The organism is Paenibacillus silvestris (assembly GCF_009882985.1).
In the GTDB taxonomy this organism is placed as follows: Bacteria; Bacillota; Bacilli; order Paenibacillales; family NBRC-103111; genus Paenibacillus_E; species Paenibacillus_E silvestris.
Window position 1 is genome coordinate 187,811 of record NZ_WTUZ01000021.1, and the last position, 24,179, is coordinate 211,989.

Consider the following 24,179-nt stretch of genomic DNA (forward strand, 5'->3'; position numbering starts at 1 on the left):
TCATAACTTTCCATCTTAGTTTATGAGAGGGGCTTGTATTTAGAACGCAGGACGTCTTGAACTGCGCTGCAGCAGCACCATTTGATCACGTTCAAGGATGGGAACTTGCTCTGTGATATTTGTTTTGGCGCAGGCTTCGATATCTGCCAGGAATCCGGACTTGCACATCTTTTTTCCATTACTGGAGGACAGCAGTGTATCGTATAACGTATGTTGGGCTTGTAAATAGCATCCGCGCATAGCTAAACCGAAATCATTGGTTGCTACCTGTTTCTCGCCTAGAGCTAAGACTAGTTCCTCCAGAATATGCCCGGCACAAAGGCCATCCTCTAAGGAGAAGACGTCTTGTGTCCCTGCGCATAGAATGACGGTGTCTCTTTTGAAGGCAATCGCGGCCGCTGCGCAAGCTTTGCTATTTAAGAAAGAGCCCGCTAACACTTGATCTGCTTTTAACGCTTTTTGAATGCCTCTAGTGCCGTTCGTTGTCGTTAGAATCACGCGTTTGCCTTGTACAGCTTCCTTGGTATATTCCAATGGTGAATTACCGAAATCGAAACCGGGGATTTTCTTGCAAAATCGTTCCCCTCCAAGCAGATCACCCTCTTGTTGCAGTTCTTTGGCTCTCAGTACGGTATCCACTGGAACAATGGCTTTGCAACCGTTAATCAATGCGGTGATGATCGTGCTAGTTGCACGGATAACATCAACGACTATGACGGTTTTATGAAGAAAATCGTCACTTCTTGCTTCGCCGATGTTGGCGACAACCTCGATATGCATCATTTATTCCTTTCTGGTACCTAAGGACAACGTATCGGAACGCAGTCCTCTGCGCAATGCTTCCAAAGCAATAAGCTCATCCGGTGAGATATTGCCCAAATGGATATCAGATCCAAGCATGCTAATCAAATGCACCTGTTGACTTTTGAGCGGCGCTTCCCATAGAAGCTGCTGCCCGGGAACGGCGGAGAGCACTTGCCCTACTTCCTCATCCTTACATTTCCCCTGTGAATCAAAAATCCCAACACCCATGCCTGATTCACGAGCTTCAATGGTTACTAGTGAAGCTCCGAATTCTGTGTCTAACATCACGGTTTCAATCAATTCCTCTAATTCGATGGCAGAACCCCAGCCCTTTTTACCATATTCCGTTATGACCTCTAATCCTTCGTCTAGCCCGCGCGCTATCAACTCATTTCTGAGCTTACGGTCAAAATCAATGGTTCCATTGGATATTTCAACTCCGTTAAATCCGAGCGCAGCAACCATATTGAAATAGGAATTCACAGCGTTCTGTGTGATAGCAACTTCGAGAAAAGTTCCTCCTGGATAGATGCAAATTCCATACTCCTTGGCAGCGTTAATTTTGCTTTTCAGCACGTGCTGTGGATACAGAGGAGATGTGCCGAAGCCGAGTTTGATCATATCCAAATGATTGCTGCCAATGGCAAGCAAATCTTCAAATGCATGTGGCCCTAAGCCTTTATCCATTACCATTGTCTTACCCAGCGTTCTGGGTTTGGCCTGCCTTTGTCCTGTGGGGTCGGCCAGAACGGGATTCCAGTTCAAATAAGAGGTAACTTCCATCGGTATTTCTCCTCACTGTCCTTCGAAGGTTCAATTATGTGTACAGCATATGCATCTGGGCAAATGGTGGTGCCCACTATGCCTAAAATCAGACGAGCCCGCATAAGGTAGGGTAAAAAGAGTGAGCTGCCGTTGAACCTTGGGCTAGATGAGTTACGCTAGAGTGCTCCGCAATTTTATAAAAACCTCCAGGCTCCATTGCAAATCTGTTCCTGCTTGAACTTATTTTGATGGTGGAAACAGATTTGCAAAAGTCGCTCTTCCGGCTTTTTATAAAATTGCTTCGCCGAGTTACTTTGCCAAGGTTCAAAAGAGCTGTTTCTTTTTACGAAAGGAGTAGAAAGCACATGAACAAAATTGTCCTAACGATGGCATCGCTAAGGATGATGTCAGGGAGCATGGAGATCATCGCAGCCATCGTGATGCTGAGACTGGCGACAGTGGAGAAAGCGCTGCTAGTGAACTCTACGCTCGCTCTAGTAGGTCCTCTAGTACTACTAGCTACTACGACGATAGGTTTGGTAGGGATAGCAGAGAAACTTTCTTACGGTAAGATGCTCTGGGTCATTGCGGGAGTAAGCTGTCTATTCATTGGTATTTTAAAAAAGTAATCGGTCATATTTCTTTCTATTAAGCATAGAAATGAATATAGAAGACTGGACAACTTGGAGGGATGTCTCTCTATGCACGATACGATCATGCACATTCTTCCTCAGACGCTTCGGATTTTACTCTCCGGTTTGCCGCCGGACGTACAAGCTAGCGTTGAGGAAATTAGGGTGAGAGAATCACGGCCCTTCGAGCTAATCTGGAGTGACGGGTACGCTTTCGTTGATGAGAGAGGTCAACTGGTAGCAGGGGAAGAACGGGCGTACAAGCCAACGCGTCAAGATTGTCTGACCTTGCTGGAGATGTTAACGAACCATTCCATGTACACCCATGAAGAAGAACTGCGAAGAGGTTATATCACCATTGTTGGCGGCCATCGAGTAGGACTAGCTGGGCGCACCGTGTTAGATCAAGGGGATGTCAAGCAGATTCGTGATGTTAGCTCTTTTAACATTCGGATTGCTCGCGAGATTCAAGGGGTGGGCAGGCAGGTGCTGCCACATCTCTACGACCCGATTCTGAGAAGTATACATCACACACTTGTCATATCACCGCCGCAGCAAGGGAAGACAACCCTGATCCGGGACATGACCAGACTTATCAGCCGCGGTGAGTGGGGAGTAAGCGGGCTGGGGACGGCAGGCAAGAAGGTAGGCGTAGTCGATGAACGATCGGAACTAGCGGCATGTGTCAAGGGCGTGCCTAGATTCGATCTAGGGCCAAGAACAGACGTCATGGACGGTTGCCCCAAAGCGGAAGGCATGATGATGATGATCCGGTCATTATCGCCAGATGTGCTGGTCGTTGATGAAATCGGCCGGCCAGAAGATGCAGCAGCGATCCACGAGGCTGTTCACACGGGGATTCGCGTCGTTGCAACCGCGCATGGTGCTGATTATGACGATGTTCGCATGAGGCCTGTTCTGAAGCAGCTTTTGGAAGAGGGTGTATTTACGAGATATGTCATCCTGCATCGAAGAAAAGGCGAACCTTCTGCCTTTCGCATTTTGGATCGATTGGGGAAGCCATTGGAACTCTATCCTGCACGTAAAGGATGATGAAAGATGCTGAAATTCGTTGGCGGGGTGCTCATTATCAGTGCCGCCACCTTATATGGCTTTCTGCAAGCTGCTCATTATGTTAGGCGTCCTAAACAAATCCGGCTGTTGATCTCAGCGCTTGGACGCATGGAGACAGAAATCACATATGCCCTTACACCACTGCCTGAAGCATTCTCCTCTCTTGGCAAGCAAGTTGCTGAACCACTATCCTCCTTGTTTCGATTAACATCGGAGCGTTTGTCAGCGAATGATGGGACGTCAACTCGTGACATCTGGCATAGAAGTGTTAAGGATGTTTGGGGAAGAACATCGATGAAGCAAGCCGAACAAGAGGTTGTACTGCAGCTAGGGTCTGTACTAGGCGTAACGGATCGCAGTGATCAAATCAAGCATTTGCGGCTCGCTATCTCCCAGCTTCAGGCAGAAGAAACAGAGTCTAGGGAAGATCAAAGACGTTACGAAAAAATGTGGAAAAGCCTAGGTGTCCTTATCGGAGCATTAATCGTAATTTTGATGTATTAAGGGAAGCAGGGGACTTGCCTTATGGCAGAAGTTCCTTGTCAACAGAGTGAGGTGCCTGGAATGAACGTAGATGTGAATGCCATTTTCCAGATTGCCGGCATCGGCATCATCATCGCGATGATCCATTCGGTGCTCAAGCAAATGGGGAAAGAGGATATGGCACACTGGGTCACGGTCATTGGCTTCGTGGTCGTGCTCTTCATGGTTGTCAGCATGCTCGATCATTTGTTTAAAGAAATCAAAACGATCTTCCTATTCCAATGAGGTGCGCCGTATGGAAATCATCCAGATTGTAGGCCTGGGGCTCATCGTTACAATACTAACGCTCATCATCAAAGAGCAGAAACCCATGTTTGCGTTCTTGCTGGCCGCCTTTACGGGCATCATGATTTTCTTGTTTCTGATCGGCAAGATCTCCAGTGTCATCCAGGTGCTTGAAGATTTAGCGCAAAAGTCAAATATCAATATGGTGTTTCTCAAAACGATCCTGAAGATCATCGGTGTCGCCTACATTGCTGAGTTCGGTGCCCAAATCGTGCGAGATGCCGGACAAGAATCCATCGCCTCCAAGATCGAACTCTCTGGGAAAGTGCTCATTATGGTGATGGCGATTCCAATCATTACCGTCATCATTGAGACTGTCGTTAAGCTGCTCCCTGCTTAGATGATCCATTTAGGAGTGACTCAAATGAACCTACTTTATTCGCACCAGAAGCTGAACAACCGCTGGATCATCTTGTTCATCATGACAATGGCATTGTGGCTCGGCATGTCGAACTTCACGACAGCTGAATCACCGACAGACGCCATTATCAAGGAGCAAGCCGAGCACTTGAATACGGAGCCAGTCGAGCAATATTGGGATAAGCTCATGAAAGATTACGGCGGCTATTTTCCCGAAAGCAAGACGCCAACCTTCATGGAACTGCTCCTGGGTACCAAGGGCATTAGCATGAAAAGCATTTTCAAAGGACTTTTACGCTATGTATTCCATGAAATCATCATTAATGGCAAGCTGCTCGCTTCCATAGTGATTCTGACGATTTTCAGTATGATTCTCGAAACGCTGCAGAGCTCTTTTGAAAGAAATACGGTAAGTAGGCTCGGCTACTCCATTACGTACATGGTCTTGATTATTATCGCAATCAATTCCTTCAGCGTAGCAATCGGGTATGCCAAAACGGCAATTACCTCGATGATCGAGTTCATGATTGCCATCATGCCTTTGCTGCTGACGCTGCTAGCTTCTATGGGCAATGTAACCTCAGTAGCCATCCTGCATCCGCTCATCGTTTTCATGATTCATTCGGTGGGTACGGCCATATACGTGTTTGTCTTTCCGTTGTTGTTCTTCTCAGCTGTTCTGCACATCGTGAGCTCCTTAAGTGAGAAATACAAAGTCACGCAGCTGGCGAACCTGCTTCGCACGATCAGTCTTAGCATGCTTGGGGTCTTCGTTACTGTTTTCCTCGGGGTGATTTCGATACAAGGATCTGCTGGAGCGGTGCGAGATGGTGTAGCCATCCGAACAGCCAAATACATTACAGGGAACTTCGTTCCTGTAGTAGGGCGATTATTCTCCGATGCGACGGAGACGGTCATAGGCGCGTCCTTGCTCGTGAAAAATGCGATCGGTCTTGTCGGAGTTGTCATTCTCATCATGCTGTGCGCTTTCCCGGCGATCAAGATTTTGACTTTAGCTTTTATCTACAACTTATCTGCAGCGGTTATGCAGCCTTTAGGAGACAGCCCGATTATTGCTTGCTTGCAGACGATTGGAAAAAGCTTGATTTACGTTTTCGCTGCTTTGGCTGCTGTCAGTTTAATGTTCTTCCTAGCTTTAACGATCATGATTACGATCAGTAACGTCTCGGTGATGATGCGATGAAAGGAGTATCGCTATGGATTGGTTAGGCGGATGGCTGAGAACAGTCATCATGGTCATCATGCTGGCCACTTTCGTTGATCTTCTGCTTCCCAGCAACACCATGCAGCGCTATGTAAAAACGGTCATGAGCCTATTCATCCTACTAACCCTTTTAACACCTGTTTTGCAGTTATTCCAGAAAGATTGGGATGTGGATCAGTTGTTAACTCAAGCGGAACAGCAGCAAAACGAAAAGACGATGCTGGCAAGCGGGAGCGGAGGAACACCATGGATGAAATCACTCGATGTGATTACGAAGGATGCTCAGAAGCTCCAAGCAGCGGGTCAAGTGCAGTCTCAGCAGATGATCCAGACGCAGCTCGCCGGACTGATGAAAGAGGATATTCAGAAACAGACGGAGCTAACCGTCCAAGACGTTCAGGTAGTCGCACAAATTGACAATAATGGGAAGCCTGCCATAACGAAAGTCAGGGTCACCCTTGATGATATAGAAGTCAAAAGCAAGTCAAGTCCTGCTGCTGGGTCCAAAAGTATTGCTGTCATGGAACCGGTTAAGCCGATTGATCCGATAAGAATTAAAGCGAATGAGAAAGAAACAACAGCATCGGCTCACGCTGCAGTACCTCACGAGCAGGAAGTTGAAAGGCTGAAGCAAGGCATTACGCGCAATTGGTTGGTTGAACCTGCACGCATTGATATCCAAGTTGAACAAGGGAATGGAAGGATTGCGAGGTGAATCGATGGGAACATTGCTGCAATGGATGGAGAACAAATTCGGCGGAGGTCCGGGAGGACCGAAACGTAAGAACACTCTCCTATGGGTCATCATGATCGGACTCATGGGAGCGGCGCTGATGATTATGAATGCATTTATGACTGTAAAAGAGGTTGATCCCATCACTGCGGGCAGAGCCTCTCCGCCTCCCAGTAAAGAAACATTTCTCAATAATACATCCAAGGAAAACTCGGCCTTTCACGAATATGAACTGGCGTATCAGTCGCAGCTCAAAGAGATTTTACAAAAAATCGTTGGTGTTGGCGATGTTGAAGTACTGGTCACAATTGAGTCAACGGAAGAAATGACCGTCGACAAAAATTACAATGATAACCAGCAAATGACGACAGAACGCGACAATGGCGGGGCGACTAGGAATATATCCCAGGTCACGCGAAGCGGTGAAGTGGTTATCTATCAAGTGTCAGGCGACCAGAAACCGCTTGTGCTCAAATATATCAAACCTAAGATCAGAGGCGTCATCGTAGTTGCGAAAGGCGCTGAGAATTTGACGGTGAAGAAGATGATTTCGGAAGCCGTTGAGCGTGGACTTGATGTCCCAGTGAATCGCGTCTCCATTTTACCCCGGAAAACAGGGGAATAAATCAATAAATCCAAATGGTAATCAAAATTGAGGAGGAATATAAAATGAACGCAAAAAGACAAACAATTTGGCTCGTATCTATGCTTAGCTTGATGGTGGTGCTTTCCGCGTATTACTTGTTCACCGAGGATGTGAATAAACTCGATCTGGCGTCGACGGAAACGACGAAACAGAGCCAAGAAGTGAAGATTGATATGGCGCAGGTTGATACTGCAAATGCTGCAAAAACAGACGTAAAAGCAACAACTGGCACAGATGCAAAAGTCGACACAAAAGCCGTAACGCCGCAAAATTCAACAAAAACTGACGTGAAAACAGACGCGAAAACTGACGCAAAAACTGACGCAAAAACAGATGTTAAAACAGATGCGAAAACAGACGTGAAAGTAGATGCAAAAACAGACGTGAAAACCGACGATCAAGTGCTGAAGCAAATGGAAGAGCAAGCCAAAGCAACATCGGCCAGCGACTTCTTCACAAGCGAGCAAATGAAACAAAGTGAATATTTCGCCAAAGCTTCCTCCGACTTGATGGAAATCATTATCGATACGAAAAAGTCGCCTGAAGCTGTCGCTAAAGCAACGAATGATTTATCCAAATTGACTGATGTTCAAGATAAAGTTGAAAATCTCCAAGATGTGCTCATGAAAGACTTCCCTCAAGCGATCGTTAACCAAGATGGGAATAAATGGAAAGTGACAGTTCAAAGCGATAAATTGGAGAAAAGCCAAGGTGTTACAATCGTTGATATGGTTGTCAAAGAGCTTGGTGCAGCTCCAGAAAATATCAAAATTCAATACGTTCGTCCATAGGATAAAAGAGCTGTCAACCCTGCAAGGGAGGGCACAGGAAAGGGTCCAGACAAAACTGGACTCTTTCCATTTCTTGCGTTTATGGGTATAATACATACGTTGCGGCTATGAAACCGCATTTTTTACTGGTTCACCAACTTTGAAGGAGTGACATGAATGTTCAAATTGAGTGAAATCAAAGAGTTAATCAAACTCGTCGATCAATCCTCTTTACAAGAACTTGAAATTGAAACTGAAGGTGCTCGCCTGTCTATTCGCAAGCCGAATAAATCAGAGCCTGTATACGTAACTGCACCAGTTCAACACACATATGCTCCGATCGGTCAAGCAAGTGTTCCTCACGCAGCACCAACTGCGGCTTTGGAAACTTCTGTACCTGCGACTACTGGACATGCTAAGCAAGAGGACTCATCTTTACATAAGATCGTCTCACCGATGGTAGGAACTTTCTATCAGTCTGCTTCTCCTGGCGCTGCTCCTTTCGCAAGTGTTGGTCAAAAAGTAGGCGACAAAACGGTTGTGTGCATTGTTGAAGCTATGAAATTGATGAATGAGATTGAAGCTGAAATCAAAGGTGAAATTGTTGAAATACTCGTTGAAAACGGTCAACTTGTTGAGTACGGACAACCTTTATTTTTGGTGAGACCGGAGTAAGTTAGTATTTGCTAACGGAAAACTCTTAGGAGGAAAATTAATGAAATTTCATAAAATCCTAATAGCGAACCGAGGAGAAATAGCTGTTCGTATTATCCGAGCTTGCCGTGAGATGGGCATTTATACCGTGGCTGTTTATTCGGAAGCAGATCGTGAAGCGCTGCATGTGCGACTTGCTGATGAAGCCTATTGTATTGGTCCGACTGCGTCCAAGGACAGCTACTTGAACTTCACGAACCTGATGAGTGTTGCCACACTAACAGAATGTGACGCCATTCATCCCGGATATGGATTTTTAGCGGAAAACGCCGACTTCGCAGAAATTTGCGAAAGCTGCAACATTACGTTCATCGGCCCTTCACCTGATGCCATTAGTCGCATGGGTGACAAAGCGGTTGCCAAACAAACGATGAAAGATGCGCGAGTGCCAATCATTCCAGGATCTGACGGTTTGGTTGAGAACGTAGACGACGCAATCGTCATCGCAAGAGATATTGGTTACCCCGTTATCATTAAAGCGACAGCTGGCGGTGGCGGCAAAGGCATTCGTATTGCAGAGAATGAAGATACGCTTGTCTCGCAAATTACGGCTGCACAACAAGAAGCCCAAAATGCTTTCGGCAACGCTGGTATTTATTTGGAAAAATATTTGACTGGCATGAAGCATGTTGAGATTCAAATTTTAGCGGACAAACATGGCAACGTTGTTCACTTAGGTGAGCGTGATTGTTCCGTTCAGCGTCGTAGACAGAAGCTCGTAGAAGAAGCACCTTGTCCAATCCTAACGCCGGAAACGCGTGCAGCGATGGGGCAGGCAGCCGTTCGCGCAGCCAAAGCTGTTAATTATTCAGGTGCAGGAACATTAGAGTTCTTACTTGGACCTGACGGCAATTTCTACTTCATGGAAATGAACACGAGAATTCAAGTTGAGCATCCTGTAACAGAAATGATCACAGGCATCGACATTATTCAAGAGATGATTCATGTTGCTGAAGGCAACCCGTTATCCTTCTCACAAGACGATGTTCGTATCAACGGTTGGGCGATTGAGTGCCGTGTGAACGCAGAAGATCCGAACCGGAACTTCATGCCTTCAGCAGGCCAAGTGAAATTCTACTTGCCGCCAGGCGGATTCGGAGTTCGCGTTGACAGCGCCGTTTATCCGGGATACACAATTCCTCCGCACTATGATTCTATGATCGCCAAGCTTATCGTCTGGGGAAGTACGCGTGAAGAAGCGATTGCCCGTATGAAAAGAGCGCTCACGGAGTTTGCGGTTGATGGTGTCCACACAACAATTCCGTTTCATCTGAAGCTGCTCGAACACAAGAAGTTTATCAAGGGCGACCATGATATTAAATTCTTGGAAGAGCACGATGTGAACGACGCAGACTCGTAGATAATCATTTGTCATATTTTTGGCAAAATGGTATAGTTATAAATTAAGGATGGCTTATCCAAAAATTCTTAGGAGGTGCCACAATGAGCACAATCGCTCCGGATTACGTCAAGACAGACATGGGCAGCATCCAAATTGCCCCCGAGGTTATCGAAATCATTGCCGGTTTGGCAACGGTGGAAGTGCAAGGAGTAGCGGGGATGAGCGGTGGACTTGCTGGCGGCATTGCTGAATTGCTTGGACGCAAGAACTTGTCCAAAGGCGTAAAGGTAGAAGTCGGACAACGTGAAGCTGCCATTGACGTCTCCATTATTATCGAATATGGTAATCGCATTCCTGAAGTGGCTAGCGCCATTCAACAGAATGTGAAGCACGCAATTGAATCAATGACAGGACTTAGCGTCGTTGAAGTTAATGTTCATATTCATGATGTGCATTTTAAACAGGCAGAAAAACCGGTTGAAGAAGAAACAGCAGCTGCTGGTCGAGTGAAATAAGGCGGAATTGCTGCATCCATATGGATCATTGAAACCCCCTACAGCATGCAGGGGGTTTCCTCTAACTATAGGAAGGGGACAAGCTTACGTGGGTAAAATTGTGGACAGGCTCTTGCTGCTTCTCTATAGCCTAATTATATTCGTTGCATCTATCCTTGTATTGTTCACAGCATCGAGCTGGATCCCGATAGAACAAGCAGGTCAAACGTTACATAATTTCTATTTCGAGAAGAACTATGCATATCCAGCCATTATTATTAGCTTGATCATGCTATTAATTTCTGTTCGTTTTCTCATTCTAACGCTTCGCCGCGGACGCGCACAAGCGCCGTCGATTGACCAACGCACAGATTTTGGTGATATTCGCATTTCCATGGAAACCGTCGAGAATTTATCATTGAAAGCTGCTGGTCGTACGAAAGGCGCCAAAGACCTGCGCGCACGAGTAAGAGTGAATCAATCAGGTCTTGAAATTACACTCAGAACCGTTGTAGATGGGGAAAGTTCGATTCCTGAGCTCACAGAAGAGATGCAAAGTACTGTGAAAAGTTACATAGAGGACATTACTGGTATTCCTGTAGCTTCCGTAACCGTATTCGTAGCAAATATCGTGCAATCAGCCCCAACGTTTAAAAGCCGAGTCGAATAGAGGTGAACCCACTCATGTGGAATGAATTGTGGGAGTCCCATAGGGGCAAAGTGATCGGAGTGGCAGCAGGCATTTTCTTCGGCTTCATTTATTTATTTTTTGGATTTTGGGATATGTTGATCTTTGCATTCATTGTTCTGGTCGGATTTTACATTGGGAACAAACTGGATCGCAAGGAAAGTTTCGTCATGCTTGAAGACATTTGGCGCTATCTCACGCAAAAATGGAGAATGTTTCGCTAAAATCCCTGGTACATCCATGGATTTTTTTGTTTGGATTGGCTCCATTATGACGTATACTAACAAAAAGAGCTTAAAAGGTCGAAAACGGTTTTGCCAAGCAAAACTCGAAGTTAATGCTTACGAAGACAGTTTTGCTCAAGCAAAACTCTTAGGAGGAACAAAATGAAACGCAGAGTTGCACGTGAAATTGCTGTACAAAGTTTATATCAAATCCAGATGAATGAGGCCACCCCTCAGGAAGCTGTCCAAGTCTCCGTTCATGAAGCGGAAACTGACAATGAAACGCAATTGGATATCAAAGGCGAGAAAATTGATTCAGCTTATATTATAGAGCTGGTTGAGGGGACATATAGCAACAAGGTTGGAATTGATGAATTGCTTGAGGAATATTTAAAAGGCTGGGCAATGGACAGGCTGTCACGCATTGATCGTGAAGTGCTGCGTCTGGCTGTTTACGAAATGCTGTACAGAGACGATGTTCCGCCGAAAGTTGTCGTGAATGAAGCGATTGATTTGGCTAAGCACTATGGTACAGATGAGTCTGGTAAATTCGTCAACGGTGTTCTTGGTAAAATGATCAAAGAAGTCGAAGAATTGAAAAGCAAGGTCACACCAACTTAAATTAACAGCTTACGAAGATGATGTTCACAACATTTTTAGGGGGAAAAAACATGTCTGCACAAGTTATTAATGGAAAAGAATTGGTAAGTTCTATTCGTGAGGAAATTCGGGCGGATGCTGCTACGCTTACGGCTAGTGGCCATCAACCAGGTCTTGTGGTTGTTATCGTAGGGGAAGACCCAGCTTCGCAAGTCTATGTCAGAAATAAAGCAAAAGCATGCGACGACGTAGGCATTTATTCAGAAGTGCACCGTCTGCCGGAAGCTACGACACAGCAAGAATTAATCGCACTCATTCACAAATTTAATAGCGACAACAAAATTAATGGCATTCTTGTGCAATCACCCCTGCCTAAACATATTGATGAAGAAGCTGTTGTTGATGAAATCGACCCTTTGAAAGACGTGGATTGCTTTCACCCCGTGAATGTTGGTAATTTAATGATCGGTAAAGACGGTATGAAGCCTTGTACACCTCATGGGGTTATCGAAATTTTGAAACGTACAGGAGTAGAAATCGCTGGCAAGCATGCTGTTGTCGTGGGAAGAAGCAATATTGTTGGAAAACCAATGGCTATGTTATTGCTGCGTGAGCATGCTACTGTTTCTATTGTTCATTCACGTACTCCGAATATGGAGGAGATTACGAAGCAAGCTGATATTCTTGTTGTTGCGGTGGGTAAAGCGCATTTAATTAAAGCCCAGCACGTCAAACCAGGCGCAGTTGTCATTGATGTAGGTATGAATCGTCCTGCTGACGGCAAGTTGACTGGAGATGTGGATTTCGAAGCAGTCAAAGAAATAGCAAGCGCAATTACACCGGTGCCGGGTTGTGTAGGGCCGATGACAATTACGATGCTGCTTCGCAATACGGTGGATGCTGCAAGTCGCGCCGCTAAAGTGAATGTGAGTGTTTAACTGAGCTTATGGGTAAAAACGAGACGAAGATTTTTTCTGTCAAGGATTTGAACCGTTATATTAAAATGCTGCTTGAAGGCGACAATCGCCTTCAGGATGTATGGGTGCGAGGAGAAATTTCTAATTTCACTCATCATTCCAGCGGCCATATGTATTTTACGCTGAAGGATGCCGATGGCAGGCTGAAGAGTATCATGTTCGCCTCGCATAACCAGAGGTTAGGGTTTATTCCAAAAGAGGGCACGAAGGTAATCGCCCGAGGGAATATATCCGTGTATGAACGTGACGGAGCCTACCAGTTCTATGTGACGGCGATGCAGCCGGATGGCATCGGCAGTTTGTATTTGGCTTTCGAGCAGCTGAAAAAGAAGCTCGAAACGGAAGGGCTGTTCGCGGCGGAGCGCAAAAAACCGATTCCTCGGTTTCCGCGCGCGATCGGCGTGATCACTTCCCCGACGGGGGCCGCTATCCGTGATGTCATCATCACGCTTCAGCGCCGCTTTCCGTCGGTGCAAATCCTCCTGTACCCCGTACTGGTACAGGGGACAGGAGCAGCTCCTTCGATCGTCAAAGCGATCGAAGCCATGAACAGGCTCGGTGAAGCCGACGTGCTCATCGTGGGCCGCGGAGGCGGCTCACTGGAGGAGCTCTGGGCGTTCAACGAGGAAGCCGTGGCGCGGGCTATTGCAGCCTCCGCGATTCCTGTCATCTCGGCCGTCGGGCACGAGACGGACTTCACGATCGCGGACTTCGTCGCGGATCTGAGAGCGCCGACGCCTACGGCGGCGGCGGAGCTCGCCGTCCCTAGCCGCGCCGAGCTCAAGCAGCAGCTATCGCAGCAGGCGCAGCGCCTGCATTACGGGCTGCTGCAGCAGCTGCGCCGCAAGCAGGAACGGCTGGAGCGCGCGAAGCGCTCCCCGTTCCTGACGAACCCCCGCAGGCAGCTGCTAATGCAGCCTGCGGAGAGGCTCGATCGGCTGGCGGAGCAGCTCGGTTACCGGATGCGCCAGCGCGTTCAGCGGCTGGCGGAACGGCACATGAAGCTGGAGCGTACGCTCAGCAGCTTCAATCCCAAAGAGCAGGCCGTGTTCGCTAGGCGGCGCCTCGATACTTCGGGGCGGCAGATGCTCACGGCCATGCAGACCCTCCTGCGTGCGAAGAAGCAGGAGTGGCAAGCCAGCGTCCGTCATCTGGACGCCCTTAGCCCGCTGAAGGTCATGCAGCGCGGCTACAGTCTGGCGTATGACGAGGAGGACCAGGTCCTCATTCGATCTGTTACCCAAGTGAAGGTTGGGGACCATGTGAAGATTCGCCTCAAGGATGGCAGACTAAACTGCCAAGTATCGGGGATGGAGGAAAACCATAATGTCAACGAATGAAACGGAAGTAAGCTTTGAACTGGCTATTGAGCAGTTGGAGCGCATTGTGGCGCAATTAGAAAGCGGTGACGTGCCTCTCGAGAAAGCGATTGAGCTTTATCAAGAAGGTGTGCGGCTCTCTCACTTGTGCGGTGTGAAGCTCGAGCAAGTCGAGAAGAAAATTGAGATGCTGGTTGAAGGGGAAACAGGCGCAGTAAGCAGAAAGCCTTTCCAACCTGTCTTGGAAGATAAGGGGAATTAGGTTGAAGACAATGTCCACAATTCGTGAATATATTGCTTCGAATGCTGAAATGGTCGAAGCAGCATTAATACAAGCGCTTCCTGCACAGTGGAATGTTCCGGCTTCATTGCGAGAGTCTATGAACTATTCCCTGATGGCTGGCGGCAAACGGCTGCGGCCTATTCTGGTTCTTGCAGCAGCTGAGGCGCTCGGAGGATCTCAAGCAGCGGCATTGCCCGTAGCACTTGCCATAGAAATGGTACATACGTACTCATTGATTCATGATGATCTTCCTGCGATGGATGATGATGATTACCGCAGAGGTAAACTGACGAATCACAAAGTATATGGAGAAGCCATGGCTATTCTTGCTGGAGATGCTCTGTTGACACATTCCTTCTACAGCATCACGCAGGCACACAAAGTTCACGGCATTCCAGCAGAACGAGTGTTGGCTATAACTGAAGAACTTGCTGCATATGCTGGTGCAAGGGGAATGGTTGGCGGTCAGGCAGCTGACATGCTGGGAGAACAAGGTTTAACGAAACTTGAGGAATTAGAGTTCATCCATTTGCATAAAACGAGTGATCTCATCGTATTTTCATTACGGGCGGGGGCGCATATTGCCGGTGCCACAACGGGGCAGTTAGCTGCGTTAAGTGAATTCGGGAATGCGATTGGACTTGCTTTTCAAATCCAGGATGATATTTTGGATATTATCGGGGATGAGACCAAACTCGGCAAACCGGTGAAGAGTGATGAGAAACAACAAAAGGTGACTTACCCTTATTTTATAGGGCTCGAGGCTTCAGAGATGAAGGTTAAAGAATTGACTGAGCAAGCCAAGAAAGCGCTTCTGCAAGGCGGATTTAAGAATCCGGAGAGGCTATTCCAGCTTGCTGATTATTTAATGCAAAGAGATCATTAAAGGTTAATTTTACATATTTTGTTGTTCTTCGGGGTGGATTTTCACGATTTGCCCAAAACTATGCTATAATGGTCAAATGAATCTCAGTATTTTCACATTGAAAGTGAGGAAACAAGCGTGCTGCTCGAACAAATCAATCGACCTGAGGATTTGAAACGGTTATCCATGGCGGAGCTTGAGGTATTGGCTGGTGAAATCCGTCAATTTCTGATCGAAAAGTTATCCGTTACAGGTGGACATCTGTCCTCGAACTTAGGTGTGGTTGAGCTCACCATCGCACTACATACCTTGTTCCACAGCCCCTATGATAAATTGCTTTTTGATGTGGGTCATCAGGCGTATGTACACAAGATTTTGACAGGCCGCAAGGATAAGTTTGATACATTGCGTAAATACAAAGGCTTGTGTGGGTTTATCAAGCGATCCGAAAGTGAACATGATGTCTGGGAAGCCGGACACAGCAGTACTTCTTTATCTGCAGCTATGGGTATGGCCATGGCGCGCGATTTGAAAGGCGAACACAACAAAGTCGTTGCCATCATCGGTGACGGTGCTATTACTGGCGGCATGGCGCTAGAAGCCATGAATCATATTGGTCATGAGAAGAAAAATATTATGGTCATTCTGAATGACAATGAAATGTCCATTGCGCCCAACGTCGGGGCGATTCATAATTATTTAAGCAAGATCCGTTCGGATCGTCATTATTTGAAGGCGAAAGAAGAAGTTGAACATTTACTTAAGAAAATACCTGCCATTGGCGGCACGTTGGCAAAAACAGCGGAGAAGCTGAAGGACAGTCTCAAATATTTTGTTTTGAACGGAGTTTGGTTTGAAGAGTTAGGCTTTACCTACATTGGTCCAGTAGATGGGCATAATTTGCCCGTTTTACTGGATACCTTGAAGCAAGCAGAGAAAGTCGTAGGTCCCGTGCTCGTGCATGTCGTCACAACCAAAGGGAAGGGCTACACGCCAGCTGAGCAAGACTCGCATAGCTGGCATGGTCCAGGTCCTTACAAAATTGAGTCTGGCCAAGTGCTTAAATCAGTTGGACCTCCGATGTATACAGAGGTTTTTGGCAGCACATTGATGAAACTGGCTGAACAGGATTCCCGCATCGTGGCGGTTACACCTGCGATGCCAGGAGGATCAGGCTTGCTTAAGTTCGCGAAGCAATTCCCAAGCCGCATGATCGACGTTGGGATTGCGGAGCAGCATGCAGCAACTTTGTGCGCAGGCTTGGCTAGTGAAGGATTGAAGCCGGTGTTTGCCGTGTATTCCACTTTCCTTCAAAGAGCATACGATCAAGTCGTCCATGATATTTGCCGTCCGAAGCTGAATGTGGCTTTTGCTATCGACCGTGCCGGATTTGTAGGACCTGACGGTGAAACTCATCAAGGCGTATACGATATTGCCTTCCTGCGCTCATTGCCTAATATGGTATTGATGATGCCGAAGGATGAGAAGGAACTACAGGATATGATGCAAACGGCGCTTGAATATGATGAAGGCCCAATTGCATATCGTTATCCTCGGAATAGTGGAATTGGGGCAAATCTCGATGAAGCGCCGAAAGCAATTCCAATTGGAACTTGGGAGACGCTGCGCGATGGCGATTATGCCGCTGTATTGGCGGTTGGCCCGATGGTTCAGGTTGCAGAGGAAGCGTCTGAGCAATTAGCCAAAGAAGGCATCAAACTTCGCGTTGTGAACGCTCGCTTCATTAAGCCGCTCGATGAAATGTATTTGCGCCAATTGGCGAATGAATCGATTCCAATCATCACGATGGAAGAAGGCGCGATTCAAGGTGGGTTTGGCAGTGCTGTTATGGAGTTTTTTGCGGCGAATCATTTCACCGGATTACATGTTAATGTGATGGGGATTCCTGATTACTTTGTTGAGCATGGATCGGTGAAGGAACAACGTGAAGAGGTCGGACTTACTGCACACAATTTAATTGCCGAAGTGAAGAAGCTCGTGCCTCGCAAAAGACAACGAGCCTAAACGCTGCAACGCTACGAATAGGAGTAAAGACAAACACAATGTCATCGGATAAAGAACGATTGGATTTATTGCTTTTGGAACAAGGTTATTTTGAAAGCAGGGAAAAAGCAAAGGCCGCCATTATGGCAGGCCTTGTTTTTGCTGATGAAGAACCCGCAGATAAAGCGGGGATGAAGATCAGTCGAAAAGCTGTGTTGAAAGTGAAAGGAGCGCTTCATCCTTATGTAAGTAGAGGCGGTCTTAAGCTGGAAAAAGCTTTAAAGCAGTTCGATATCAATCTAGAGGGCGCAGTGATGGTGGATATCGGTGCATCTACGGGCGGGTTTACGGATTGTGCACTACAGAACGGTGCAGCTAAGGTTTACGCTGTTGATGTAGGTTACAATCAATTGGATTGGTCGCTTCGTAATGATGAGCGTGTTCAAGTGATGGAAAGAATGAACTTCCGTTATACCACAATGGAAGATTTGAACGGCCCGCGGCCTACATTTGCCAGTATTGATGTTTCTTTTATTTCCTTGCGCATTATTTTACCTCCCCTTAAAGAAATTTTATTGAACGAGGGAGCCGTTGTTGCGCTCATTAAACCCCAGTTTGAAGCAGGGCGAGAGAAAGTGGGCAAATCTGGTGTTGTGCGAGATCCTGACGTACATATTGAAGTGTTGACCACGGTGCTGACTTTTGCTGAAGAACTTGGTTTTCGTTTAAAAGGTTTAACGTACTCACCGATTACGGGTGGAGAAGGAAATATTGAATTTCTAGCTTACTGGTCAAGCGATTCGAATGATGATACCACGCTTGCAAACGCTGCTTCGCTGAAAGACCTCATTGCCCTTACTGTCAAAGAAGCACAAAAATTGCATGGCAAATAAACTCATCTTTGCGCACCCATTTTGCTGCCAAAGATGGGTTTTTTCACTAGATAAGAAAGTATAAGATTTATACGGTTACTTCGCATCTACCTTGACAAACACGCTCATCCAGAAAAGGACGACGAAGTTCGTTTATCCTTGCCTCATAAAAAGGATTTCCGGTTCATATCCGCGAATACTATGGCGAGGTGAGGGACAATGGAGAAGGGCGATGTCACAGTCATTTTGTTGATCCTGATTGTAGGTTTAGGCTTTCTTTTTTTTCGATTTCAGAGGTGGTTAGATGGGCCAACGAAAAAACGAATCAGAATACCAAGACATTCAGAAATTCCTCAAGATGAAATTGTTGAGCTGCTGGAAGGCGCTGGCTTTGACGTGCTGGCCGGTAAAACCAAAATTCCAATCTCTATGACCTTGAATGATAAAGAACAGCTGGAAAGCAGACTTTTTATTGACTATTTTGTCCAGAAAGATGATCACATTTACCTGGTTAAAGTAGCCAAGGAACGCAAACCGCTTGAAATGACAGGCAGCTCGATTCGCGATATGCTGCTGGCTTACAGTCTTATTTACCCGGAGGCTGACGGGGTGCTTTATGTCGATATGGCCATGAATAAAATCAAAAAAATCACATTCCATATAGAGGTGTAGGCATGAAAGGTCAAAGGCATGTAAAAATTAGGGAAATCATTACGAATAACGAAATTGAGACGCAAGATGAGCTAGTGGAGTCCCTGCGGGCAGCCGGTTTTCACGTTACACAAGCGACAGTTTCCCGAGATATCAAGGAGCTTCACCTCATTAAAATCCCGTTAGATGACGGGAGATATAAATATTCCATGCCAGCAGATCAACGTTTTAACCCTATGCAAAGGCTGCGTAGAGCGCTTAGCGACCATTTTGTGAGCATTGATAGTACAGATAATCTGGTTGTCATGAAATGCCTGCCGGGCACTGCAAACACGATCTGTGCACTCATTGATAATCTGGAGTGGGAAGGTGTCATGGGAACCATTTGCGGTGATGATACAATTCTTGTGATTTGCCGCGGCAAAGAGAAAAGCGTTACTTTTGTAAACGAAGTTATGTCCTTATTATCCTAAAGCCAGGAGGAATACATGCTTACAGAATTATCGATTCGTAATTTGGCGGTTATTGAACATGTGCATATCCGATTTAAAATGGGGTTTCATGTCCTTACGGGGGAAACAGGTGCAGGGAAATCAATCATCATTGATGCGTTAACGCTTATTGTTGGCGGTCGAGGTTCTTCCGATTTGGTCCGTTATGGCGCAGACAAAGCAGAGATTGAAGCCATGTTTGAGCTCCCGCCCAACCATCCGGTTTGGGCCACCCTGACAGAGCTAGGCATTCAAGCGGATCCAAGCGAGCATCTGCTTATCCGCCGGGAAATTACGGCGACTGGGAAGAGCTCCAGCCGTATCAACGGGCAGCTTGTGAACCTTACGATGCTTCGGCAAACGGGGGAATGGCTCGTTAATATCCATGGACAGCATGAGCATCAATCGCTGCTCAATGACGAAGAGCACATCCATTCTCTTGATTTGTTCGGGGATGCGGAAATTATAGCTGCAAAAAAAATCTATCAATCTACTTATGACGAATATATGAAGCTGCATAAAGATTTGCGGGAGCTTCAAGAAACGAGTAAACAGGCACTTCAGATGCTGGATTTATATCGATTCCAAATCGAGGAGATATCTGCCGCGAAGCTGAAGACGGGCGAGGACGAGACATTGGCTGAAGAAAAGCGCAAGCTGGCGAATGCAGAAAGACTATACCAAAGCTCATCTGATGCTTATGATTTCCTTTATGCAACGAACCGAGGTTTAGATGCTGCTGGTAAGGCGGTATCTAAAATTCAAGACATCGTCCAATTGGACCCGGCTAATTTGACTCCGCTGCTTGAACAGGCGCAATCTGCCTACTATCAGCTTGAGGATGCCGCCTACCAACTACGCGATTACCGAGAAGGTATTGAGTTCAATCCTTCACGTTTGGATTTTATTGAACAAAGATTGGATACGATCACGTCTCTTCGCCGAAAATATGGAGAGAATATAAAAGAGATCCTTACATACTTGGAGAAAATAAAAACGGAAGTCGATACCATCGAAAATAAGGACGAGCATATCCGGAAAATTGAAGAGAAGCTTGCTGCCTTGGAAAAACAATTGGGTGTCGCTGCTCTTGATCTCTCCAATTTGCGCCGCGGGATTGCTCATCAGTTGGCTGTACAGATCGAGCATGAGCTTCGAGATCTGCAGATGGAGCGTACGCAGTTCCGCGTCCAAGTCGAGCAAGTGATTGACGAGCGTAATGGGATAGAAGTCGAAGGAAAGAAAGTGAAGTTTTCCCGTCAGGGGATTGATCATATTGAATTTCTCATGGCACCTAATCCAGGTGAACCGCTTCGCGGGCTAAGCAAGATCGCTTCAGGCGGGGAATTGTCGCGGATCATGCTGGCCATGAAAACGATTTTTGCGCGTATTGATCAGATTCCTGTCCTCGTCTTCGATGAAGTGGATACAGGGGTGAGCGGACGAGCGGCTCAAGCGATTGCTGAGAAGATGTCCAATTTGTCAGGCAGCTGTCAAGTTTTCTCGATTACCCATTTACCGCAAGTTGCCAGCTTCGCTGATGTTCATTTCTATATTCGCAAAGAAGTAGATCAAGACAGAACGTTCACACGGGTGCAAGATATGCCGGATTCTGGGCGAATTGAAGAATTGGCGCGGATGCTCGGAGGGGTCGAAGTGACGGAAACGACGCTGCATCACGCAGGGGAAATGCTTGCCATGGCAAGAAATAAGAAAGCAAGGGTATGAAAGTATAGATAGTCATCATTTTCAGTTATAAAACAGGGGGAGTGGGGTTAACTTATAGGTACGCATTTGACGACGCAGTTCGTCAGGGCCTAAGGATGTGTGAGGGAGCGTGAAGATATTGCAATCCAGCAAAAGGAAAAGATTGTTCGGACTCCTGCTCGTCTTCTTCGTTTGTATGGTAAGTTTGTCTCCGCCTTTTCAAAGTTTTGCCTCCTTCCCCCAAGAACTCCGCTTGTTTAGCGGCCAAGGGAAGCAGCTGCAATTAACGATGCCTGTCAGCGCTCAAGTAACTGTCAAAGACACGGACATCGTGAAAGTAAATGGCAATGCTCAGCACTCATTTCAAGTTAATCTCAACGAACCCATTTCACTACAATCCGATCACTCTGGGCAAACCGAAATGAAGCTCAAGCTGTTCGGCGCAATTCCCATTAAAACGGTGAAAGTGAATGTCGTGCCTGATTTAAAAGTCATTCCAGGTGGCCAAACCATCGGAGTGAAGATTAAGTCTGCCGGTATTCTGGTGGTAGGTCATCACTTGGTAACTGTTGCCCCAGACCAAAAAGTGTCACCTGGTGAAGAAGCAAAAATTCAAGTAGGTGATCTGATTACCAAAATCAATGGCAAGGATTCGAAGGATGTCAGTAAGGTTGCAGACCTGGTTGCCAAATCTGGTGAAAGCAAAACACCTCTGGATCTCAAAATCCTGCGCAACAACGAAGAGATTTCAGTTAAACTTCAGCCTGTTTATGATGTTGTAGACAAGTCATATCGTTTAGGGTTATATATTCGCGATTCAGCCGCGGGCGTTGGCACTCTGACCTTCTATGCGCCTGATCAGGGTGTATATGGTGCTCTAGGGCATGTCATCACGGATATGGATACTCAGACGCCAATTATCGTAGGTGACGGGGATATTGTGTACTCCAATGTGACCTCCATATCCAAAAGCCACAACGGTGATCCCGGTGAAAAGCATGCTACTCTTTACAAAGACAGTAAAGTGATTGGCAATATCGAACGAAACACAGCTTTCGGTATCTTCGGCAAAATGTATGCTGCTCCTGACCACAGCTTGGACAAAGAAGCGATTCCTGTTGCTTTCGCTGAGGAAGTGAAGGAAGGTCCAGCCCAAATTTATACCGTCGTCGAAGGTCAGAAAGTTGAGAAGTTCGATATCCAAGTTGTTCACGTATCTAAACAGGACACGCCTGGAACAAAAGGTATGGTCATCAAAATCACAGATCCTCGTTTGTTAGATAAAACAGGCGGGATTGTGCAAGGGATGAGCGGCAGCCCAATTATTCAAAATGGGAAACTCATAGGCGCTGTCACGCATGTGTTTGTTAACGACCCTACAAGCGGCTATGGCTGCTTTATCGAGTGGATGCTGCAAGACTCAGGGATTATTCTCAGACCCTCTAACGGAGCGAGTTTCAAAGAATCAAAGGCGAGCTAAAAGCCTTTGATTTTTTATTTTATTTTTACCGGATTCTACACCGGAATATCCGTTTTACTTTGAATTTGTCGAAAAATGTAGTATGCAGAAGATAAATATATTATTATATAAGAAAGTGAAATAAAAGAAAAGAAAAATAATATTCGACAGAAGGAATTTAAGTTGGGGTGTCGAATACCTTTCTTAAGAGAGAAATAACCAAACCTGCCCAGTAGCTAAAGGAGGATTTTACGTTGCAAAAAATTCAAGTATTACTAGCCGACGATAACCGAGAGTTTACCCATTTATTATCCGAGTTCATTGGTGAGCAAGAGGATATGGAAATTGTAGGAGTCGCGTATAACGGTAATGAAGTCCTTCGCTTTCTCGAACAACAACGTGAATTACCAGACGTACTCATTTTAGATATTATTATGCCTCATTTGGATGGTTTGGGCGTTCTCGAAAAAATGAGAGAAATGAATCTACCTGCTCAACCCAAAATTATTATGCTGACAGCTTTCGGTCAGGAGAACATTACCCAAAAAGCGGTACAACTTGGAGCTTCTTATTACATACTAAAGCCATTTGACATGGAAACTTTGACGAATCGTATCCGTCAGTTGGTTGGCAACAATCAATCCAATGCGACAACTTCTTCCTCTTCATCGCCACGCGCCAATGTCGTGCACATGCCTAAAGGAAAAAATTTGGACGCAAATATCACAAGCATCATACATGAAATCGGCGTTCCTGCGCATATTAAAGGATATCAATATCTCCGCGAAGCAATTACGATGGTGTACAACAACATCGAGATTCTAGGCGCGATCACCAAAACACTCTATCCGGCAATTGCCGAAAAGTACAAAACAACGCCTAGCCGCGTTGAACGTGCCATTCGTCACGCGATTGAAGTCGCTTGGACGCGCGGCAACATCGACAGCATTTCCTTTATTTTTGGTTACACGATTAATATCTCGAAATCGAAGCCGACGAATAGCGAATTTATCGCGATGGTGGCAGATAAGCTCAGAATTGAGCATAAGGTTTCTTGAGACAGTTAGAATCTTTATAAATCTTTATAACCACATAAAGACCCAATGAACCATTCGGTTTATTGGGTTTTATTGTTTATTACAACGAAGGAGAACGGAGGATTTTGCAATGAAATATGAACTCGGCAAGTGTCTGCTTCGTGAGCGTTTACAAGATTCGGGGATGTCGATGGAAGAATTAGCCCAGGTTTTGCACTATAAGCCAGAGAAACTCGCTGATTTCGTGGACAATAAACGGATCATGCCGCTGAAGTCGGCTATTTCTATTGCTGATACTTTGGGTTGTGAAGTAAAAGATCTATATGAATTAATCACAAGCGAACCCGCTGTGAATGAAATAATAACGTAACCACAGGCGGCATGCCAGAAAGACTACCTATCATGTAGGTAGCCTTTCCGTAGTGTTTAATTACCAAACAAATGCGCTAGTGATGATTACCAGCAAAATGAAGAGTACCAAGATTGCTGCTGAAGAATTATACCCACCAGTTCCACAACTCATCCGAATCAACCTCCAACTGAGATTTGGTTTGTGTTTCGAGATAGCTTATGACTATTTTCAAAATAATGTTTGGGCATTAAGACGGATTGTGC

The 24,179-nt window shown here is 46.1% G+C and carries 30 protein-coding genes; 27 read left to right on the forward strand and 3 right to left on the reverse strand.

Features of this window, described 5'->3' with window-relative positions; genetic code table 11:
* Nucleotides 1–39: 39 nt before the first annotated feature.
* Together GQF01_RS19410 and comA are read right to left on the reverse strand one after the other, a co-directional pair.
* A complete protein-coding gene (locus tag GQF01_RS19410; protein WP_235960043.1) occupies nucleotides 40–783 on the reverse strand; it encodes a 2-phosphosulfolactate phosphatase in 744 nt (247 codons plus the stop codon).
* The gene (gene comA / locus GQF01_RS19415; protein ID WP_161408394.1) at nucleotides 784–1,587 is read right to left on the reverse strand and encodes a phosphosulfolactate synthase; all 804 of its coding nucleotides are present in this window, start codon (nucleotides 1,585–1,587) and stop codon (nucleotides 784–786) included.
* A 347-nt stretch (nucleotides 1,588–1,934) separates the two neighbouring features.
* Here comA and GQF01_RS19420 point away from each other — a divergent pair, with 347 nt between their 5' ends.
* The 27 genes from GQF01_RS19420 (at nucleotide 1,935) to GQF01_RS19550 (ending at nucleotide 23,934) form a co-directional block, all read left to right on the forward strand.
* The gene (locus tag GQF01_RS19420; RefSeq protein ID WP_161408395.1) at nucleotides 1,935–2,198 is read left to right on the forward strand and encodes a YqhV family protein; all 264 of its coding nucleotides are present in this window, start codon (nucleotides 1,935–1,937) and stop codon (nucleotides 2,196–2,198) included.
* 72 nt (nucleotides 2,199–2,270) lie between these two features.
* Nucleotides 2,271–3,254 (forward strand): stage III sporulation protein AA, encoded by a 984-nt coding sequence (gene spoIIIAA / locus GQF01_RS19425; RefSeq protein ID WP_161408396.1) that lies wholly within the window; start codon nucleotides 2,271–2,273, stop codon nucleotides 3,252–3,254.
* Between the two features lie 6 nt (nucleotides 3,255–3,260).
* Nucleotides 3,261–3,779, forward strand: coding sequence for a stage III sporulation protein SpoIIIAB (gene spoIIIAB / locus GQF01_RS19430; protein WP_161408397.1), 519 nt, complete (start codon nucleotides 3,261–3,263; stop codon nucleotides 3,777–3,779).
* Between the two features lie 60 nt (nucleotides 3,780–3,839).
* Nucleotides 3,840–4,043 carry a stage III sporulation protein AC gene (spoIIIAC, locus tag GQF01_RS19435; protein WP_029197158.1) on the forward strand — a complete coding sequence of 68 codons (204 nt, stop codon included), beginning with the start codon at nucleotides 3,840–3,842 and terminating at the stop codon, nucleotides 4,041–4,043.
* A gap of 10 nt (nucleotides 4,044–4,053) precedes the next feature.
* Entirely contained in the window at nucleotides 4,054–4,443 is a 390-nt protein-coding gene (gene spoIIIAD / locus GQF01_RS19440) for a stage III sporulation protein AD (RefSeq protein ID WP_127449633.1), read from the forward strand.
* 24 nt (nucleotides 4,444–4,467) lie between these two features.
* Nucleotides 4,468–5,667 (forward strand): stage III sporulation protein AE, encoded by a 1,200-nt coding sequence (spoIIIAE, locus tag GQF01_RS19445; RefSeq protein ID WP_161408398.1) that lies wholly within the window; start codon nucleotides 4,468–4,470, stop codon nucleotides 5,665–5,667.
* Nucleotides 5,668–5,680: 13 nt separating this feature from the next.
* Nucleotides 5,681–6,403 carry a stage III sporulation protein AF gene (spoIIIAF, locus tag GQF01_RS19450; protein WP_161408399.1) on the forward strand — a complete coding sequence of 241 codons (723 nt, stop codon included), beginning with the start codon at nucleotides 5,681–5,683 and terminating at the stop codon, nucleotides 6,401–6,403.
* Between the two features lie 4 nt (nucleotides 6,404–6,407).
* Entirely contained in the window at nucleotides 6,408–7,046 is a 639-nt protein-coding gene (gene spoIIIAG, locus GQF01_RS19455; RefSeq protein ID WP_145655463.1) for a stage III sporulation protein AG, read from the forward strand.
* A gap of 44 nt (nucleotides 7,047–7,090) precedes the next feature.
* Nucleotides 7,091–7,858, forward strand: a complete 768-nt coding sequence (locus GQF01_RS19460; RefSeq protein ID WP_161408400.1) for a SpoIIIAH-like family protein — start codon at nucleotides 7,091–7,093, stop codon at nucleotides 7,856–7,858.
* A gap of 156 nt (nucleotides 7,859–8,014) precedes the next feature.
* Nucleotides 8,015–8,512: an acetyl-CoA carboxylase biotin carboxyl carrier protein gene (gene accB, locus GQF01_RS19465; RefSeq protein ID WP_161408401.1), complete on the forward strand. Its 498-nt coding sequence runs from the start codon at nucleotides 8,015–8,017 to the stop codon at nucleotides 8,510–8,512.
* A 40-nt stretch (nucleotides 8,513–8,552) separates the two neighbouring features.
* Nucleotides 8,553–9,911, forward strand: a complete 1,359-nt coding sequence (gene accC / locus GQF01_RS19470) for an acetyl-CoA carboxylase biotin carboxylase subunit (RefSeq protein WP_161408402.1) — start codon at nucleotides 8,553–8,555, stop codon at nucleotides 9,909–9,911.
* A gap of 83 nt (nucleotides 9,912–9,994) precedes the next feature.
* Complete coding sequence (locus GQF01_RS19475; protein WP_127449647.1) at nucleotides 9,995–10,408, forward strand: Asp23/Gls24 family envelope stress response protein; 414 nt, start codon at nucleotides 9,995–9,997, stop codon at nucleotides 10,406–10,408.
* An 88-nt stretch (nucleotides 10,409–10,496) separates the two neighbouring features.
* The gene (gene amaP, locus GQF01_RS19480; protein ID WP_161408403.1) at nucleotides 10,497–11,057 is read left to right on the forward strand and encodes an alkaline shock response membrane anchor protein AmaP; all 561 of its coding nucleotides are present in this window, start codon (nucleotides 10,497–10,499) and stop codon (nucleotides 11,055–11,057) included.
* A gap of 14 nt (nucleotides 11,058–11,071) precedes the next feature.
* Nucleotides 11,072–11,299, forward strand: coding sequence for a DUF2273 domain-containing protein (locus tag GQF01_RS19485; RefSeq protein ID WP_161408404.1), 228 nt, complete (start codon nucleotides 11,072–11,074; stop codon nucleotides 11,297–11,299).
* Between the two features lie 162 nt (nucleotides 11,300–11,461).
* The gene (nusB, locus tag GQF01_RS19490) at nucleotides 11,462–11,920 is read left to right on the forward strand and encodes a transcription antitermination factor NusB (RefSeq protein ID WP_161408405.1); all 459 of its coding nucleotides are present in this window, start codon (nucleotides 11,462–11,464) and stop codon (nucleotides 11,918–11,920) included.
* Between the two features lie 50 nt (nucleotides 11,921–11,970).
* Nucleotides 11,971–12,837, forward strand: a complete 867-nt coding sequence (folD, locus tag GQF01_RS19495; RefSeq protein ID WP_161408406.1) for a bifunctional methylenetetrahydrofolate dehydrogenase/methenyltetrahydrofolate cyclohydrolase FolD — start codon at nucleotides 11,971–11,973, stop codon at nucleotides 12,835–12,837.
* Nucleotides 12,838–12,845: 8 nt separating this feature from the next.
* Nucleotides 12,846–14,216, forward strand: coding sequence for an exodeoxyribonuclease VII large subunit (xseA, locus tag GQF01_RS19500; protein WP_161408407.1), 1,371 nt, complete (start codon nucleotides 12,846–12,848; stop codon nucleotides 14,214–14,216).
* Complete coding sequence (xseB, locus tag GQF01_RS19505) at nucleotides 14,203–14,457, forward strand: exodeoxyribonuclease VII small subunit (RefSeq protein WP_145655445.1); 255 nt, start codon at nucleotides 14,203–14,205, stop codon at nucleotides 14,455–14,457. Before xseA ends, xseB begins: the two co-directional genes overlap by 14 nt.
* A 10-nt stretch (nucleotides 14,458–14,467) precedes the next feature.
* Nucleotides 14,468–15,364, forward strand: coding sequence for a polyprenyl synthetase family protein (locus GQF01_RS19510; protein WP_161408408.1), 897 nt, complete (start codon nucleotides 14,468–14,470; stop codon nucleotides 15,362–15,364).
* Between the two features lie 117 nt (nucleotides 15,365–15,481).
* Complete coding sequence (gene dxs, locus GQF01_RS19515; protein ID WP_161408409.1) at nucleotides 15,482–17,368, forward strand: 1-deoxy-D-xylulose-5-phosphate synthase; 1,887 nt, start codon at nucleotides 15,482–15,484, stop codon at nucleotides 17,366–17,368.
* A gap of 38 nt (nucleotides 17,369–17,406) precedes the next feature.
* Nucleotides 17,407–18,240, forward strand: a complete 834-nt coding sequence (locus tag GQF01_RS19520; protein ID WP_161408410.1) for a TlyA family RNA methyltransferase — start codon at nucleotides 17,407–17,409, stop codon at nucleotides 18,238–18,240.
* A 198-nt stretch (nucleotides 18,241–18,438) separates the two neighbouring features.
* On the forward strand, nucleotides 18,439–18,891 hold the full coding sequence (locus tag GQF01_RS19525; RefSeq protein ID WP_161408411.1) for a hypothetical protein: 453 nt from the start codon (nucleotides 18,439–18,441) through the stop codon (nucleotides 18,889–18,891).
* A 2-nt stretch (nucleotides 18,892–18,893) separates the two neighbouring features.
* Nucleotides 18,894–19,343: a transcriptional regulator AhrC/ArgR gene (gene ahrC, locus GQF01_RS19530; protein WP_161408412.1), complete on the forward strand. Its 450-nt coding sequence runs from the start codon at nucleotides 18,894–18,896 to the stop codon at nucleotides 19,341–19,343.
* A 15-nt stretch (nucleotides 19,344–19,358) separates the two neighbouring features.
* Nucleotides 19,359–21,089 (forward strand): DNA repair protein RecN, encoded by a 1,731-nt coding sequence (gene recN, locus GQF01_RS19535; protein ID WP_161408413.1) that lies wholly within the window; start codon nucleotides 19,359–19,361, stop codon nucleotides 21,087–21,089.
* A gap of 118 nt (nucleotides 21,090–21,207) precedes the next feature.
* The gene (spoIVB, locus tag GQF01_RS19540; RefSeq protein WP_202556550.1) at nucleotides 21,208–22,548 is read left to right on the forward strand and encodes a SpoIVB peptidase; all 1,341 of its coding nucleotides are present in this window, start codon (nucleotides 21,208–21,210) and stop codon (nucleotides 22,546–22,548) included.
* Between the two features lie 233 nt (nucleotides 22,549–22,781).
* On the forward strand, nucleotides 22,782–23,585 hold the full coding sequence (gene spo0A / locus GQF01_RS19545; protein WP_145655435.1) for a sporulation transcription factor Spo0A: 804 nt from the start codon (nucleotides 22,782–22,784) through the stop codon (nucleotides 23,583–23,585).
* 109 nt (nucleotides 23,586–23,694) lie between these two features.
* On the forward strand, nucleotides 23,695–23,934 hold the full coding sequence (locus GQF01_RS19550; RefSeq protein ID WP_161408415.1) for a helix-turn-helix domain-containing protein: 240 nt from the start codon (nucleotides 23,695–23,697) through the stop codon (nucleotides 23,932–23,934).
* 60 nt (nucleotides 23,935–23,994) lie between these two features.
* On the opposite strand, the gene GQF01_RS19555 is transcribed toward GQF01_RS19550, so the two are convergent.
* On the reverse strand, nucleotides 23,995–24,087 hold the full coding sequence (locus GQF01_RS19555; RefSeq protein ID WP_145655433.1) for a YjcZ family sporulation protein: 93 nt from the start codon (nucleotides 24,085–24,087) through the stop codon (nucleotides 23,995–23,997).
* Between the last annotated feature and the right edge of the window lie 92 nt (nucleotides 24,088–24,179).

What these genes read in the sequence shown, in the direction of transcription:
- GQF01_RS19410 (WP_235960043.1), bottom strand. Translation starts at nt 783, where the DNA reads ATGATGCATATCGAGGTTGTCGCCAACATCGGCGAAGCAAGAAGTGAC.
- comA (WP_161408394.1), bottom strand. Translation starts at nt 1,587, where the DNA reads ATGGAAGTTACCTCTTATTTGAACTGGAATCCCGTTCTGGCCGACCCC.
- GQF01_RS19420 (WP_161408395.1), top strand. Translation starts at nt 1,935, where the DNA reads ATGAACAAAATTGTCCTAACGATGGCATCGCTAAGGATGATGTCAGGG.
- spoIIIAA (WP_161408396.1), top strand. Translation starts at nt 2,271, where the DNA reads ATGCACGATACGATCATGCACATTCTTCCTCAGACGCTTCGGATTTTA.
- spoIIIAB (WP_161408397.1), top strand. Translation starts at nt 3,261, where the DNA reads ATGCTGAAATTCGTTGGCGGGGTGCTCATTATCAGTGCCGCCACCTTA.
- spoIIIAC (WP_029197158.1), top strand. Translation starts at nt 3,840, where the DNA reads ATGAACGTAGATGTGAATGCCATTTTCCAGATTGCCGGCATCGGCATC.
- spoIIIAD (WP_127449633.1), top strand. Translation starts at nt 4,054, where the DNA reads ATGGAAATCATCCAGATTGTAGGCCTGGGGCTCATCGTTACAATACTA.
- spoIIIAE (WP_161408398.1), top strand. Translation starts at nt 4,468, where the DNA reads ATGAACCTACTTTATTCGCACCAGAAGCTGAACAACCGCTGGATCATC.
- spoIIIAF (WP_161408399.1), top strand. Translation starts at nt 5,681, where the DNA reads ATGGATTGGTTAGGCGGATGGCTGAGAACAGTCATCATGGTCATCATG.
- spoIIIAG (WP_145655463.1), top strand. Translation starts at nt 6,408, where the DNA reads ATGGGAACATTGCTGCAATGGATGGAGAACAAATTCGGCGGAGGTCCG.
- GQF01_RS19460 (WP_161408400.1), top strand. Translation starts at nt 7,091, where the DNA reads ATGAACGCAAAAAGACAAACAATTTGGCTCGTATCTATGCTTAGCTTG.
- accB (WP_161408401.1), top strand. Translation starts at nt 8,015, where the DNA reads ATGTTCAAATTGAGTGAAATCAAAGAGTTAATCAAACTCGTCGATCAA.
- accC (WP_161408402.1), top strand. Translation starts at nt 8,553, where the DNA reads ATGAAATTTCATAAAATCCTAATAGCGAACCGAGGAGAAATAGCTGTT.
- GQF01_RS19475 (WP_127449647.1), top strand. Translation starts at nt 9,995, where the DNA reads ATGAGCACAATCGCTCCGGATTACGTCAAGACAGACATGGGCAGCATC.
- GQF01_RS19485 (WP_161408404.1), top strand. Translation starts at nt 11,072, where the DNA reads ATGTGGAATGAATTGTGGGAGTCCCATAGGGGCAAAGTGATCGGAGTG.
- nusB (WP_161408405.1), top strand. Translation starts at nt 11,462, where the DNA reads ATGAAACGCAGAGTTGCACGTGAAATTGCTGTACAAAGTTTATATCAA.
- folD (WP_161408406.1), top strand. Translation starts at nt 11,971, where the DNA reads ATGTCTGCACAAGTTATTAATGGAAAAGAATTGGTAAGTTCTATTCGT.
- xseA (WP_161408407.1), top strand. Translation starts at nt 12,846, where the DNA reads ATGGGTAAAAACGAGACGAAGATTTTTTCTGTCAAGGATTTGAACCGT.
- xseB (WP_145655445.1), top strand. Translation starts at nt 14,203, where the DNA reads ATGTCAACGAATGAAACGGAAGTAAGCTTTGAACTGGCTATTGAGCAG.
- GQF01_RS19510 (WP_161408408.1), top strand. Translation starts at nt 14,468, where the DNA reads ATGTCCACAATTCGTGAATATATTGCTTCGAATGCTGAAATGGTCGAA.
- GQF01_RS19520 (WP_161408410.1), top strand. Translation starts at nt 17,407, where the DNA reads ATGTCATCGGATAAAGAACGATTGGATTTATTGCTTTTGGAACAAGGT.
- GQF01_RS19525 (WP_161408411.1), top strand. Translation starts at nt 18,439, where the DNA reads ATGGAGAAGGGCGATGTCACAGTCATTTTGTTGATCCTGATTGTAGGT.
- ahrC (WP_161408412.1), top strand. Translation starts at nt 18,894, where the DNA reads ATGAAAGGTCAAAGGCATGTAAAAATTAGGGAAATCATTACGAATAAC.
- recN (WP_161408413.1), top strand. Translation starts at nt 19,359, where the DNA reads ATGCTTACAGAATTATCGATTCGTAATTTGGCGGTTATTGAACATGTG.
- GQF01_RS19550 (WP_161408415.1), top strand. Translation starts at nt 23,695, where the DNA reads ATGAAATATGAACTCGGCAAGTGTCTGCTTCGTGAGCGTTTACAAGAT.
- GQF01_RS19555 (WP_145655433.1), bottom strand. Translation starts at nt 24,087, where the DNA reads ATGAGTTGTGGAACTGGTGGGTATAATTCTTCAGCAGCAATCTTGGTA.